This is a genomic window from Parasutterella sp., assembly GCF_057870745.1.
Genome location: NZ_DBMALT010000026.1, coordinates 24,772 through 38,574 on the forward strand (window position 1 = coordinate 24,772; position 13,803 = coordinate 38,574).

The following is a 13,803-nucleotide window of genomic DNA, read 5'->3' on the forward strand; positions in this document are numbered from 1 at the left end:
ACAATTATCTTCATTCATGGCCCGTGTTTTGCTTGTCTTTGGATAAGGTTTCCCGTCTTGAGAACCTAAGAGGAGAAATTTTCCGGATATAGCCTCTTTTCTCTCTTATCAGACGGCAAAAAGAAGCGATTTCCGAGCTTCCCTTCCTCTGAAATGTCCATAAGAAATGAGCCTTGTCTCATCTGCGGATGAATCCAAGACTCTGATTCTGTCCAATTACGGATATTGATCGATTAAGCGGAAATTTTTTCTTTAGAACTCTCGACCGTTTTCCTTTTAGGCTGCGGTGCAACCTGCTCGATGATGTACTTCCAGGTCGCTTCTTTCGTCTCTTTATCTAAGGAGTCAAATCCCATCTTGTGCGTAAAGAAGAACCCTTCAAAGGCCATGATGGCAGTGAGCAGCTGAGGCGTCTTAATCGGAGAATCCTGAACCATCTTAAAAACCTTGGCGTACCAGTCATGGAAAGGTTTCAGCGCGTCGGGCTCGTGCAGAAGAAGCGCTAACAGCGCAACGCCCAGAACCGCAAAACCTCCATCATCTTTATCGAAGTCTTCATACCAAGAAGCATATCCGAGGATCAAAGGTTCCTCGGCATCTTGGTACTTGCTCATGTGAAAATTCATGCGCTCGTTTAAATGGTCGACGTACTCTTCTACCAATGCACAAAACAACGCCTTACGGTTCTTAAAGTGATAAAGAAAGGCACCTTTGCTCGTGCCGGATTCTTTAACGATCTTATCGATTGAGAGACGTCCTACCCCTTCCCGCACAATAAACGCACGAGTCGCATCCATAATTTTTGCGCGTGTCTTTAACGCGCGCTCGCTCATTACTCTGGGTCTGTAGGTTGTCTCCGTCATTTTTTCTTGAGAATAAATCTCACCTTCTTTTATTCGACCTAATTTTAGCTTCCGCGAATAGGAAATAGCCTCCCGTATCATCGGCCAATCAGTGTAAAACCTGAGTCCGCAGGCTCTCTTACGCAGCTTTCTCTTTTGTATTCCGAAGCATTCAGCCAATCAAAAAAAACGACCGGATATTCTGCCGCTTTGGCGAATGATCCGGTCGTTCAAATTAACTCAGCTCAATTGTCTTCTAATGATTAGGGCTGATAGTTCTTCAGGAGTTCGTCTCCGTTCTGGAGGTCGATCGTGTAGATACGGTCCTGATCAACGAACGGGCTGTTGACTCGATAAGCCTTGTAAAGTTTTTCTGTCGCAGGACTCATCTTGAAGTTCTTGTTCTGCATCTTTCTCAAGTCAGCTGCCTGAGTGTTGTGAAGCAGTTCCATGGAAAGAACCAGGAACGTGTTGTCTGTAGCGCGTTTCAGTCTCTGAGCGGCCCGCGGCAGATTCGAAGCAGAGTCTTCGATGTTGCCTTCAACCGGGAAGCTGTCCAGAGATACCGGGTTGGCTAAGTCGATGTTTTCAGCGTAGATAGAAACCAAAGTGTCTTCTGTTGCACCGAAGGCATGACCTAAATTGTCTTTAGCAGCCAGATAACGAGACAAGTCGGTAAAGGCCGGTTCATCCAAACGCATCGTTCTCTGAACGGCATTGTGTCCGACATGACCTAAAGCAACGGTTGCGCGCTGGACGACGAGTGCGACAGGCAGAACTTCAAAGTTAGCCGTCGGGATAATGGCGCCTTCGGCTTTCGGTGTCTTAATGAAATACTGAGCGACCTGGTCGTACTGAGTATCAGCCTTGTCGGCATTAACCATCACGCCGGGGTTATCATCAGAAGAGTTGATCTGAACATCGATCACTTTGTTCAGGTCATTAAGTGCATTCTGTGCTTCAGACAATGTGTAAACCGTTGTGCGGAAGCTCAGAGGATCCTGCAGTCTTCTGCTCGGATCTTTCTTCCAGAGATAAGAACCGGCGAGCACTTCACGCAGTTCTTTAGCCTTTTCCTGCAGTCCGGGGAACGGATGGAAAGCTGTTGTCTGAGAAAGGAACGGAGCAACGTTGCCGTTCAAACCTTCCAGGCTGATGCCGTAGACAATCGGAGAAACTTTCAGAATCTGACCCATGGCCTTAGCTGCATCCATCGTAAGCGCCATAGCTACGGAGCTGTTGGACAAAATGCCTAAAGCATCTTTGCCTTCCGGAATCAGAGGTTTGATGTTTTTAGCTTTCAAAGCTTCAGCAGCGGGAACTTCTTTTCCGTCCACTAAAACTTTCCATTCGCCGATCATGGCGGAACCGACGTGTGAAGCTAAAGTAATGTCAGCATCCCCTAAGCTGCCCTTTGTCGGGATTACCGGTGTGACACCTTTATTCAAGAATTCGGCATAAAGTTCTGCAACTCTCGGCTGGACGCCGGAACCGCCGTTCAGCAGTGTGTTCAAACGAATGGCCATGGCCAAACGAACCAGTTTCGGATCAAGAATCGGACCAGCCGCAACGCTGTGACTTCTCAAGGTGCTGTAGTTGAAACGGCGGCTGGCTGCTTTAACTTCGTCACTTAATTCACCGTTGGCAGAAAGGACTTTATGGTCTTTGTTGAGACCGACACCGACGGTGAGACCGTAAATTTCTCGACCGTTTTTAGCGGCATCCAAAACCAGGTCGTAAGACTTCTGCACGCGGTTCATTGCTTCAGGGGCAATACTGACAGGAGCGCCCTCGGCGATGGCCCAAGCATCTTGCTGAGTCAGATTTTTTCCGTTGAGTTCGACGGCATTCGCGTTCATAGCTGCAAAGATAGCAATCACACACGCACTTAACTTTAATGTTTTTATTTTGAATTTCCAAGGGTAGAAAATTGGGGGCGCAAAGCCCCCGGTCCTCCCGTGCTTGGCGGGAGGATCAAAATATGAGATTTTTAATAGAGCTGAGAATTAGCGGGCTTTTGCTTCAGCAGCGGCACCGTCGCCAGCGATACGGCCGAAGACCATGATGTCTGTATAAGCATTGCCGCCGAGACGGTTGGTACCGTGGGTCGTACCTGTGACTTCACCGGCTGCAAAGAGGCCCGGAATCGGCTTGCCGTTTTTATCCAAAACTTCAGCCTTGGTATTGATCTTCAAACCGCCCATCGTGTGGTGTGTAGAAGGAACGGCTTTGATGATGTAATACTTGCCGGTAGACAGATCTTTCAGACCGCCGCGGTTATGGAAGTCTAAGTCTTTGCCGCCGTCTTTAGCCATCTGGCTGACGCGGTCAACCGTGGCCTTGAGGTTGGCGTAAGGAATGTGGAAGTAGTCTGCTGCACCCTTCAGTGTGTCGGACGTGTGCATAATGCCCTGCTTCGTGAAGGTCTTATATTCCGTGTCGTGAATCTTCACGGTGTTCGAAATCTTACCGATGTTGTCGTTCCACAGAACATAGCAGTAAGCACCGGGCTGCTTCAGGATAGCGTTGGAGATGACGTCGCGGCGTTCGAGTTCTTCAACGAAACGCTTGCCTTCCTGGTTAACCAAAATGGCGCCGTCAAAACGTGCGTCTGCAATCAGTTCGATCACGCCGGAGATCGGGTCGCAGATCGGATAGGTCTGGATGTAGCCCATGTTGACGAGCTGACCGCCGGCCTTCTCTGCCATGTACAGAGCTTCACCGGTGGTTCCGGGGGCGTCGGTTGTCTTAAAGCGTTCGTCAATAGCAGGGTTGTACTTCTTAACCATCTGAGCATTGGCGCCGAAACCGCCGGTAGCTAAAACAACACCGCCTTTAGCGTTGAAGGTGTACTCCTTACCGCCGGAAATAGCTTTCACGGCAACGACGCGGCCGTCTTTGTCTTTGACCAATTCTTCGGCCTTCATGTTAGTAATAACCGGAATGCCCATCTTGTCGGCAAGAGCGGAGAACTTGGTAATGACTTCTGTACCGGTATGGCCTTCCGGAATCAGGGCTCTTTTTCTGGAGTGACCGCCGAATTGGAAGACGTTGTCTTTTTCAAAATTGACACCGACCGTGTCTCTCAGCCACTCAGCTGTCGGAAGAGCGTTCGTTGTCATAACGCCGACGATTTCAGGGTCGCCCTGGAAGTCGCCGCCCTTAAGCGTATCGGCAGCCATTCTGGCAGGAGTGTCGTCCTTAATATTGAGTTTGTTCTGAACCCAAGAATTCGGAACGTTCATTTCAGCGCCGGAAATCAGAGAGTTTCCGCCGACGGTCGGCATTTTTTCAATAAGAACAACGTTAGCGCCTTTGCTCTTAGCTTCAACTGCGGCAGCAAAACCCGCACCGCCTGCACCGATAACCACTACGTCGTAATTCTGAACGGCAGGCATGGCTGCGTCAGCTTTTTTATCTTTCTTGACCTTGTCGGAGAGTTTGACACCGGCTTTCTTTGCTGCATCACTGACGGCGTTTAAGAAACCTTTAGAGGAGAAAGTCGCGCCGGCAATACCGTCGACCTTAACGGAGTTGTTGGCGATAACGGCATCTTTGAGATCTGTGAAGACCTTGGCGGCCAAGACCTTGTTTTCGTGGTCTTCCAGAACTTTGATGTCCTGGATTTTGCCGTTGTCAAAAGTCACGGCAAGTTTAATATCGCCGTGTTTACCGATGCCGGTACCCTCTGTCTGAACAGGAGCGGCAGAAACAGAAGTAAGAGCAGCCGCAGAAAGTAATGCAGTAAAAAGAATCGATGTTTTGAACATAGTGTTTACCGAAGAGAAATGTTCGTTAATCAAAACAGTCTAACTAGACTGTTGAGAGAATTATAGGATCAAACAGTCTGTTTAGACTGTTTGATTAATGCAACAATCCTAAGTATTTTCCCTTATATTTTTAGAACGAACCCATTAATGATGGGACGGTTCCGGGGCAAAAAGCCATGAAATAACGAAACCGAACATGGATATAGCCGCACCGATCAAGAGTACACTGCTGACGCCCAAACCCTCAAAAGCCATTGGGAAACCGAGGGTTACGACAAAAACACCGACCCTGGAGACACTTCCGAGAATGCCGAGTGCTGTGGACCGAATGGATGTAGGAAACAATTCAGCCGGATAAACATAATCCAATACGCTCTGGACGCCATAGCTCAATGCGTAGATCGAGAGCAACAGACAAACAACGAAATTTGTTAGGACTTGGCCCGGAGACAAGAGAGCCAAGGACACAGCCATAATTCCGAAAGTCCACAAGATGACGGGCCGGCGTGCAAAATGCGGAACAATTTTTATGGCGGCAAGGCTGCCGATAAGGAAGAATGAGTCAGTCAGGACCAGTTGTCCGACGTCAGTGTCAAAGTTCGAAGTTCCTAATGCTCCGATAAGAACCGGGCCAAACATCAAAAGAACCGTTACCGGAATCGCTTGGCAAATCCAAAAAACAGAAAGGTATGCAAGATTTTTTAGGTTTATTGGCTTAAACAAGGCTGCCTGATGAGCCGCCTTTACTTCATGTTTTGCTTCTTCAGCTTCAATACCTAAACGAAGACGGCTCTCTTCCGCTTGCTTGATTCGGCCCTTGCTTTTTAACCACTGAACGGACTCCGGAGCATTAAAACGAGCAACTCCTAAGATCAGTCCGATAACGCAGGGAATCGCAGCAAAAAACTCCCAGGGCAGACCGGCTTTAACCGTCATATAGGCACAAACAGCCGCGGCTATCGCACCGATAAACCAAGCTGTCATTAAGAGAACCAACCGTTTCGCACGAAGAGATTTGGGAGAGTTCTCAGACAGCATGGCTTGAGCGATCGGAGAATCCCCTCCAATCGCTAAACCAAACAAAAATCTTGAAATAAACCAGCTTAAGGGACTGAAATTAACGAATTGGGCAATCGATAAAGCTGCAACGAACCAGGGAACAGTTCGGAAAAGAACCGCCCTTCCGTAAACGTCGGCGATTTTGCCAAATCCCATGGAGCCGATAAAGCTTCCCAATACATAGGCTGTTGCTACAAGTCCGAGTTCAAGTGCAGAAAACTGAAAGACGCTTTGGGCAAGAAGGAAAATGAAGCCTTGAGACGTCAGGACAAAACCGTCCATGAAGGCGGATCCTGTCGCAGAAACGCAAAGACGACTTCCGCTGAAATTCTCTTTATTCTCAATAACCTGCATTTTTTCTTAACGATGGAAATTTATCAGGAAGGGTTGAGCCGCAACGAGATTGTGCCCTGCTTTACTGGTCATTCAACTATATTTCTCCACTTTAACCCACCATCAGTAGTTCGTCACTAGTGGTTGCTCCGTAAACGCGACGCGGCAGCGTGAAGTATTTTTACCTATTGCCTAATACTTGGAATTTAGGAAGCAATAAAAAATTTGTAGACCAGCGAAACCATCAAAATAATTAGAACGATGTAGAGAATGTTTCGGACGAATTTACCGCCGATCTTAATCGCGTAATAAGCCCCTACTCGATTTCCCAGCATGCTGGCAATGGCGCACGGGATGGCGATTTCATAACAAACGGCAGCACCGGAAGCAAAAGTCATAAACGCAGCAAAGTTGGCTGCGATATTAAAAGCCTTGGCAGTGCCGGACGACTGAACCATTCCGATCTTTAAAAACACATGCAGCGCAATCAAAAAGAACGTTCCGGCGCCCGGACCAAAAAATCCTTCATAAAAACCGATTAATACACCGATGAGAACAACGCGAAGCCAGAAGTGATCTTTAGGCAGTTCCCCTTCCGTAAGTTTGAAACCGCCGGTGAGAACTGTAAACAGAATCCCGAGCGGCAGCATGATCACAATGACCTTGCCCATGGTTGCGCCGTCAATCTGAAGCGCACAAAACGCGCCGAAAGAAGCACCCGCCATGGCGGAGAGCACGCCGACAGGAACGATCTTCTTCAAAATTAGGTTGCTTCGCCAAAAAGTCCAAAGCGCCACAACGGAGCCGATACTTGTCGCTAGCTTTCCTGTTCCGAGCGCCATGTGCGGCGGCATCCCAATCAGCAGAAGCGAGGGAGCCGTCACAAATCCGGCGCCGCCTGCAATTGAGTCAATAAATCCTGCAACGAAGAACGCAACGATACAAAATATCAACACGCCAAATGTTATTTCCATGGGATCAGCCGTATTGTTATTTTTTATTGATGAGAGAATGAGTTTAACCGAGTTAAGACGGATTAATCCGTTTTACGACTTGCCTTTCTAGGCAGAAAACATGGGTAATTCAAAGTTGCGTAATAGACTTCAGTTTTCCTCAGTTTGAGTGATTTGTCCGTTTTGGACTTCCTTTTTAGTTTAATTTGCTCAAATAAACGAAGAGATTTAGATTACAAATGACAAATGAGCTTGATCCGAAAACCCCTGTTTTAAAGGGCGTTGTAACGGAAGTATTGGATAACGGAAACGCAGGGAAAATCAACTGCGGACACGGCAACATCTACACCTTTGTATCCGACCAGCTGAAAACGGGCTACCTACCCGTATTAAAAGACGTTGTTGAGTTTAATTTGATTGAGGATCAGCCTTTTGCTATTCGACTGTTTCATCGCTCCCAAGCCCTCCACGATTCCAGTAGCAGCAGTGCCAGCCTTGATCTTCGCATGAAATGTCCGCACTGCGGAAAACCAATCCTGCCTAAAGCTGAATTCAAAGAAGGCCGCCTCATCGCTACGCACTGTCCCGAATGCAATGCCGAACTGGACAAGATTGAACGTCCGCCAAAGACGACGTTCTTCACATGGCTCATTGCCATTTTGGCCGCGCTGATTGTCGGCATTGTGGTTTACGGAATTTTTGAGCCTAACTTCTAAAACAAAGCGGCTGAACCTTTCGGCTCAACCGCTTTCAACTAAAACTAATCGGGATCCTCCTTGGTGATCGGCAGTTTGGTCACCAATATCTGGTCGATTCGATTCATTTCCATGTCGATCACTTCGAAGCGATAGCCTGCGTATTCCACCTTATCGGTTAACTTCGGAATCTTGCGAAGCATGTACATCATGAAGCCGGCGATGGTTTCATAGGTTTCTTCTTCCGGCATCTTCTCTATTTCAAAGGTCCGCTCCACATCCTCAATCGGAGTTGAACCGTCCAACAGCCACGTACCGTCATCACGCTGAACAATGTATGAGTTCTCCTCTGTTTGAACGAGGCTACCCATCACTGTACTCATGACGTCGCCTAACGTAATGATGCCGACCGTTAAAGCATATTCATTGACAACCGCGGCAAAGTCTCTGCCCTGCTTCTTAAACGTATCGAGTGCTTCAGATAAAGAAAGAGAATCCGGAATCATCGGAATAGTTTTAACCAGACCCTTTTCCTTCAAAGAGAATTTGTCATTTTCCAGAGCTTTACAAAGCAAGTTCTTGGAGTCAACGTAACCTAACACTCGGTCAATTGTCGAATCGCAAACCAGGTATTTACTATGCGGATTGCTTTCGATTAATGGGCGAATCTTCTCAAAGGTATCGCTGATTTTGAAATAAGTAACCGAATCTCGAGGAGTCATGGCGCTCGTAACTAAACGATCTTCGAGAGACATCACGTTTTCGATCGCTTCCTGCTCACTGCTGTCCAAAAGGCCGGCTTCTGTTCCAGCACCGACAGTAGCAAGAATATCCTCGCTGGTAATCGTGGTTTCATTCTTTGTCGGCAATCCCATGAGTTTAAGGATGCCGTTGCTCATCTCTGTTAACAGCCAAACGAACGGTTTGAAGAGCCAAATTAAAAACATCATCGAACCGATGAGCATCAAGGCCAAAGGAACAGGCTTATTTAAACCGATACGTTTGGGAATCAAGTCTGCAAACAGCACGAAAACCATCGTAATTGTAAAGAAAGAGCAGAAGAACCCTAAGGAAGAAGCCAGTTCAGGAGAACAGAAATAAAGGAACAGCTCCTCAAAGAACGGAGAAAAAAGCGTCTCACCGATAATACCTCCCAAGATGGCAATGGCATTTAGGCCAATTTGAATCACTGAGAAGAACGGACCTGGTTTAACTTGAAGATCCAGCACTTTTTGTGCTCGTTTATCCCCCGCATCTAATGCTTGATGCAATTTAACTTTAGGAGATGCGGCTAGCGAAATCTCTGCCATAGAGAAATAACCGCTGAAAAGAATGAGAACAACAATGGCGATAATTCTAGTTGTTAGGTCCATTTCCATGGCTCGAACCCTCGAGGAAACAATACAATTTTTTCAATATATACAAAGGACGCTGTCAAGGGGTTGAATTTGATTTATTTTGAGATTTTACAACGAAGCGGTCCAACCAAAACCAAAGTAGAATTACTTAGCTTGCTAATTGAATGTACACAAGGAAACCTTACCTTTTGAAAAGTTCAATTGGATCGCTTCAAATTAAAAAGGAAAAAATCTAAGACCTTACCCTCTCTTCAAAACAGGAAAAGCTAGGCAATTTCTAAGCTTCTGACAATCATTTTCCTCGAGCGGAGAACTCTCCAGCATTACCTTCATGCAGTGTAAGTCCGAACCATCCCCGCTTGCGAGGGGAACTCTGAATGAACAGAATAAATCGGGAGAATTAAATCCGGTTCATCCCCGCTTGCGCGGGGAACTCATGGTTGACGGGGAGCCGGGACCTGCAATTCGCGGTTCATCCCCGCTTGCGCGGGGAACTCACTAAAGCATGCACCCCGATGGGTGTTTGGAACGGTTCATCCCCGCTTGCGCGGGGAACTCAGTTTCAGGTTAATGAACTCCATCAGGCCGGCCGGTTCATCCCCGCTTGCGCGGGGAACTCGCTTTAATTGAATACTGTAATTCACTAACAATCGGTTCATCCCCGCTTGCGCGGGGAACTCGGAGAATTTTTTATTCGGAAAATTCATCGCGTCGGTTCATCCCCGCTTGCGCGGGGAACTCACACAAACAACATTGTCGATCCTGCACAGGTCCGGTTCATCCCCGCTTGCGCGGGGAACTCAACGCTGAGAACTCTATGGGTTTCTCTTTGCGCGGTTCATCCCCGCTTGCGCGGGGAACTCATGGGATAGATCAAATTTTACAGGAGCCATGGAGGTTCATCCCCGCTTGCGCGGGGAACTCGAACCGAGCGGTTCATACACCGTCCGAGATGCTGGTTCATCCCCGCTTGCGCGGGGAACTCAAAGACTCTGAAGAAGTGCCAATGACTGTTAACGGTTCATCCCCGCTTGCGCGGGGAACTCGCATATTGTTTGCCGTCTGCCTTAAATGTCAGCGGTTCATCCCCGCTTGCGCGGGGAACTCTGGGACCTTTCTCATTTGAGATTTGGAAAACAACGGTTCATCCCCGCTTGCGCGGGGAACTCAAACAGCGGATGGGACGAAATCCCGTATCCAGCGGTTCATCCCCGCTTGCGCGGGGAACTCCTCCTGCGGAACTTCCTAAGGAAGACAATACGCGGTTCATCCCCGCTTGCGCGGGGAACTCGAGCACTAGCTTGAAGCCGTCGATATGAACGCCGGTTCATCCCCGCTTGCGCGGGGAACTCTGAGAAATCGCCACCCGGCGCCGCTGGAGGAACGGTTCATCCCCGCTTGCGCGGGGAACTCATGCGAACATTGATTTGTCCGAAGGAAATTCCCGGTTCATCCCCGCTTGCGCGGGGAACTCACTTAAAATGGTTACAACATTACACTAATCGGCTTACTGCTAAGCTTTTAAAGAACATTTCTAAACAAGAATAAAGCTATTAAAGATACTATCAGTTTTCTCTGAAATGCCGAAGCCTTCGTAGAGAGGAGAAAATGTGTTAAGGGGGAATTAAGTGGAAAAATGGCGGAAAGGGAGGGATTTGAACCCTCGATACGGTATAACCGTATACCGGATTTCGAGTCCGGCGCATTCGACCACTCTGCCACCTTTCCTATGGACTGAGGGATTCTATCAGAATTATTTCAAGTTAGTAAAACCAAAACTCGTCTATTGGCATTTCCCTCCTTTCTGAACTCAGGCCGCTACTCGAACGAGGGTGAAGAATTCTCTCCGTTCTTCACTAAAAATCAATTGACGCCTTCCTCTGCTCTAATCTTTCTAATATTTTCTCGAGGCGACAAACCAAAATAGCTTTTGTACTCACGAGTGAAAAATTTCGGATCCTCGAATCCAACCTCATATGAAGCCTGGGTGACCGAAAGATTTTTAAGCAGCATCAAGCGGTGAGCCTCTTGAAGTCTCAGCTCCTTCTGAAATCTCAGCGGACTGACAGTCATAACTTCTTTAAATTTCCGATGGAAGGTGGATCGACCCATGAACACCTTTTTAGCCAACTCATCAACTAAAAGCGGCTCTTTATAGTTAATATTTATCCAGTCTACTGCGCGTGCGATTTGATAATCAGACGTTCCCAAGCTATTGAAACGGATAACAGAAGAACCCAAAGGACCGGTTAGAACCCGATAAAAAATCTCACGCTTAAGAATCGGACCTAAAATCCTTGCCTCTTCAGCGTTGTTCATAACCTTGCAAAGGCGCCCCAGCGCATCTTGCATCTCAGCACTCATAGGGACAGAAGAAGCCGCTTTCACAGATTCATTGGTCTGTGGTTTTAGTCCCATCTCATAGGCAAGTGAGGTGATAACTTCCGCCTCCAAATCAATAGACAGCGCTAAATACGGCTCCTCTGAAGTAACTCCTACAATTCCACTGACCACCGGCGCCGTGAGGATCGTTAAAAAATAATCTAGAGGACTGAAGATTTTCTCCGCTGAACCGAATTTGATGAGTTTCGTACCAGACAGGATAAAAATCATCATAGGTTGATAAATATGCGGTTTAGGAACCTTGTTACGTTCAGAGCGATGAACCCAAACGCCCGGGACGGAAGTTTCATAGTTACCTTCTTTCGAGTAGATGTCCAAAAGTTTTTGAACCAACGCCTCTCGAGTTTCTTCCATTTCATCGCTCCAATCAGACTCACGAATTTGATGCGTTTATTTTTCCAGCGGAATAGTCACTGGGGAAACAGGACGTTTGGGGGCAAGATGAGGGTCGTCGTTCTTGTCCAGACCCTTCTCTGCCAGCCATTCCTCAGTAATTTTAAGAATTTCCTTGTTGTTCAGGTCAGAAAACAACGCATGGGTATTCCCCTTGATGCCGATCTCCGGTAAGTGGATAAGTTTGGCGTCGCCGCCGTATTTATTAATTAGGTTCACGAATTGTCGTGCATTAAACAAGGCCCAGCGCCAAACTTCTTCGTTAAATACCTTGCTCGATTTTGTTGAAATATTATCTCCAAAGATTATAAAAATCGGCATTTTTGTGAGCTTCAGAAATTCTTGTTTTGAAATCCTGACGGGGTTGAGTCTCTGCTGAACAAGAGGAATTTCCGAATTCATTTCTTTAACTTTTTCGCCTTCCGGGTAAACCACTTGTCCAGGTTCATAGGCAACAACCGCTTTAACCAAGTCCGGGGATTTCATCGCACCATACCAACCAATTTGGCCCGCGTAACTATGGGTCCCGACGACAGCAGGACCTGTACGCTTCAAAAGGTCTCTCATAGCCTCGCCAAGTTTCCATCCGTATACCTCTGTCGGAGGGAGCGCACCGGTATCGGGTGTCTGCATCCTCATGAATTGGTTAATGGTTTCACCATCCAGCAGCATCTGCATGTTGGGGTTTGCCGTCGCGGGTTTTGGTGGAACCCAGCGCCCTAATCTAAAAGCGTTCCAAACACCGGCTTCACTCGTTACGGTCGGAATTTCACTTTTTGCTTCTGTTGCTTCAGTTCTTCCAGCTCTGCCTCGGCGAGGCTGATCAACGATATAAGTCGCCCAGCCGTCCCTCGGCAATAGGGTTTGGAAGCCTTCTCTGCCGTCCGGTGTAGTTTCGAAACTGCGGCCCGACTGACCGATGCCGTGCCAAAGTATGATGGGATAGTTTTTTGCATTAACCGGAATTACATACTGTGCATATCCATGGTCGCCATGGAAAGTTAAACCATTGGGCTTGTGAGAAACAGTCCCGCCAAAGGCCAAGCCTCCCAACTGATTTAACACAAGAGGTTTAGTTTGAGTCTGAGGTTCGTCAAGAGCAAAAGCCGAGCCTTGCAGAAGGAAACAAGCTGAAATGACAGCCGATAACAAAGCGCGTTTGGTTTTCATTTATCTCTCCTTTAAGAACACTTTCTGTGTGGAAAAATTCTAAAAAACCTTGAACTTTTTCATTTCTCTCATTTTCTATAAAAGGTGGATTTTTCTCTCTGTTTGAGTCAAATCTGAGAAATCAAAACCTCTGAGTAAAAGATATGAAGCCTTTTATTCCTGACGAATTAGAATGGTGATAAAGGCTGCCGCGGATGGAGCAAGGAATGAAAGTCATAGATTTAAGTCACGCTATAAACGAACGCATGCCGGTTTTTCCAGGATCAGAAAAACCGCAGTTAACAACCGTAGCTACCTATGAAAAGGACGGCTATCGCGAAACGCTCATTCGTATGTACTCGCATGTAGGAACACATATTGATCCTCCGGCTCATGTCTACGAAAAAGGTCTCACTCTTGACGCATTGCCTCTGACGCAGTTCATCGGTCAGGCGCTTGTCATCGACTGTAGACATCGGAAATCCGAAAAACCTATAACAATGAAAGAGGTCAATGAGGCCAGAGAAGACGCTGAGACTGCGGACTTCCTTTTATTTAATACCGGCTGGGATAAGTTTTGGGGATCCGAAGAATATTTTGGTGACTACCCCTGCATCGATGATGATGTTCTTGATTTTATTCTGCTAGGTAACTACAAAGGTATCGGCTTCGACGTCATGGGTATTGACCCGATATCAGACCTTAGCCTGCATCGCCACAAAAAGCTCTTCAAAAACAAATACATTACACTACTGTCCAAAATAAATTTGAACGATTGACATAGCCCCAATGCAAACATGCTGGCGATCCGATAAAGTTGATTTTTGCGAAATAAACAAACGGAACGC

10 protein-coding genes, 1 tRNA gene and 1 CRISPR repeat array are annotated in these 13,803 nt (G+C 47.2%); of the genes, 2 read left to right on the top strand and 9 right to left on the bottom strand.

The annotated features are described in order from the left end of the window. Positions 1-233: 233 nt before the first annotated feature. The 5 genes from ACZND6_RS08195 to ACZND6_RS08215 all read right to left on the bottom strand — a co-directional run bounded on the left by ACZND6_RS08195 (position 234) and on the right by ACZND6_RS08215 (position 6,978). Positions 234-863: a TetR/AcrR family transcriptional regulator gene (locus tag ACZND6_RS08195; protein WP_021867700.1), complete on the bottom strand. Its 630-nt coding sequence runs from the start codon at positions 861-863 to the stop codon at positions 234-236. Between the two features lie 242 nt (positions 864-1,105). Beyond that, entirely contained in the window at positions 1,106-2,722 is a 1,617-nt protein-coding gene (locus ACZND6_RS08200; RefSeq protein ID WP_489524536.1) for an HAL/PAL/TAL family ammonia-lyase, read from the bottom strand. Positions 2,723-2,848: 126 nt separating this feature from the next. Next, positions 2,849-4,612 carry a flavocytochrome c gene (locus ACZND6_RS08205; RefSeq protein WP_008811415.1) on the bottom strand — a complete coding sequence of 588 codons (1,764 nt, stop codon included), beginning with the start codon at positions 4,610-4,612 and terminating at the stop codon, positions 2,849-2,851. 144 nt (positions 4,613-4,756) lie between these two features. Then, positions 4,757-6,025, bottom strand: coding sequence for an MFS transporter (locus tag ACZND6_RS08210; RefSeq protein WP_302304639.1), 1,269 nt, complete (start codon positions 6,023-6,025; stop codon positions 4,757-4,759). Between the two features lie 185 nt (positions 6,026-6,210). Beyond that, positions 6,211-6,978: a sulfite exporter TauE/SafE family protein gene (locus tag ACZND6_RS08215; RefSeq protein WP_008811417.1), complete on the bottom strand. Its 768-nt coding sequence runs from the start codon at positions 6,976-6,978 to the stop codon at positions 6,211-6,213. Positions 6,979-7,196: 218 nt separating this feature from the next. Here ACZND6_RS08215 and ACZND6_RS08220 point away from each other — a divergent pair, with 218 nt between their 5' ends. Continuing rightward, positions 7,197-7,673 (top strand): zinc ribbon domain-containing protein, encoded by a 477-nt coding sequence (locus ACZND6_RS08220; protein ID WP_008811418.1) that lies wholly within the window; start codon positions 7,197-7,199, stop codon positions 7,671-7,673. A 44-nt stretch (positions 7,674-7,717) separates the two neighbouring features. Here ACZND6_RS08220 and paeA read toward each other — a convergent pair whose 3' ends face one another. The 4 genes from paeA to ACZND6_RS08240 form a co-directional block, all read right to left on the bottom strand. Beyond that, on the bottom strand, positions 7,718-9,025 hold the full coding sequence (gene paeA / locus ACZND6_RS08225; RefSeq protein ID WP_279175005.1) for a polyamine export protein PaeA: 1,308 nt from the start codon (positions 9,023-9,025) through the stop codon (positions 7,718-7,720). Between the two features lie 330 nt (positions 9,026-9,355). Continuing rightward, a CRISPR array of direct repeats spans positions 9,356-10,484; the repeat unit is 29 nt; unit sequence CGGTTCATCCCCGCTTGCGCGGGGAACTC. Between the two features lie 163 nt (positions 10,485-10,647). Then, positions 10,648-10,738: transfer RNA gene (locus ACZND6_RS08230), tRNA-Ser, on the bottom strand. Between the two features lie 135 nt (positions 10,739-10,873). Then, the gene (locus ACZND6_RS08235) at positions 10,874-11,767 is read right to left on the bottom strand and encodes an AraC family transcriptional regulator (protein ID WP_021867571.1); all 894 of its coding nucleotides are present in this window, start codon (positions 11,765-11,767) and stop codon (positions 10,874-10,876) included. Between the two features lie 36 nt (positions 11,768-11,803). Then, positions 11,804-12,976 carry an alpha/beta hydrolase gene (locus ACZND6_RS08240; RefSeq protein WP_489524537.1) on the bottom strand — a complete coding sequence of 391 codons (1,173 nt, stop codon included), beginning with the start codon at positions 12,974-12,976 and terminating at the stop codon, positions 11,804-11,806. 206 nt (positions 12,977-13,182) lie between these two features. Between ACZND6_RS08240 and ACZND6_RS08245 the strand changes: the two genes are divergently transcribed. Then, positions 13,183-13,734: a cyclase family protein gene (locus ACZND6_RS08245; RefSeq protein ID WP_489524538.1), complete on the top strand. Its 552-nt coding sequence runs from the start codon at positions 13,183-13,185 to the stop codon at positions 13,732-13,734. Positions 13,735-13,803: the final 69 nt, after the last annotated feature.

What these genes read in the sequence shown, in the direction of transcription:
- ACZND6_RS08195 (WP_021867700.1), bottom strand. Translation starts at nt 863, where the DNA reads ATGACGGAGACAACCTACAGACCCAGAGTAATGAGCGAGCGCGCGTTA.
- ACZND6_RS08205 (WP_008811415.1), bottom strand. Translation starts at nt 4,612, where the DNA reads ATGTTCAAAACATCGATTCTTTTTACTGCATTACTTTCTGCGGCTGCT.
- ACZND6_RS08210 (WP_302304639.1), bottom strand. Translation starts at nt 6,025, where the DNA reads ATGCAGGTTATTGAGAATAAAGAGAATTTCAGCGGAAGTCGTCTTTGC.
- ACZND6_RS08215 (WP_008811417.1), bottom strand. Translation starts at nt 6,978, where the DNA reads ATGGAAATAACATTTGGCGTGTTGATATTTTGTATCGTTGCGTTCTTC.
- ACZND6_RS08220 (WP_008811418.1), top strand. Translation starts at nt 7,197, where the DNA reads ATGACAAATGAGCTTGATCCGAAAACCCCTGTTTTAAAGGGCGTTGTA.
- paeA (WP_279175005.1), bottom strand. Translation starts at nt 9,025, where the DNA reads ATGGACCTAACAACTAGAATTATCGCCATTGTTGTTCTCATTCTTTTC.
- ACZND6_RS08235 (WP_021867571.1), bottom strand. Translation starts at nt 11,767, where the DNA reads ATGGAAGAAACTCGAGAGGCGTTGGTTCAAAAACTTTTGGACATCTAC.
- ACZND6_RS08240 (WP_489524537.1), bottom strand. Translation starts at nt 12,976, where the DNA reads ATGAAAACCAAACGCGCTTTGTTATCGGCTGTCATTTCAGCTTGTTTC.
- ACZND6_RS08245 (WP_489524538.1), top strand. Translation starts at nt 13,183, where the DNA reads ATGAAAGTCATAGATTTAAGTCACGCTATAAACGAACGCATGCCGGTT.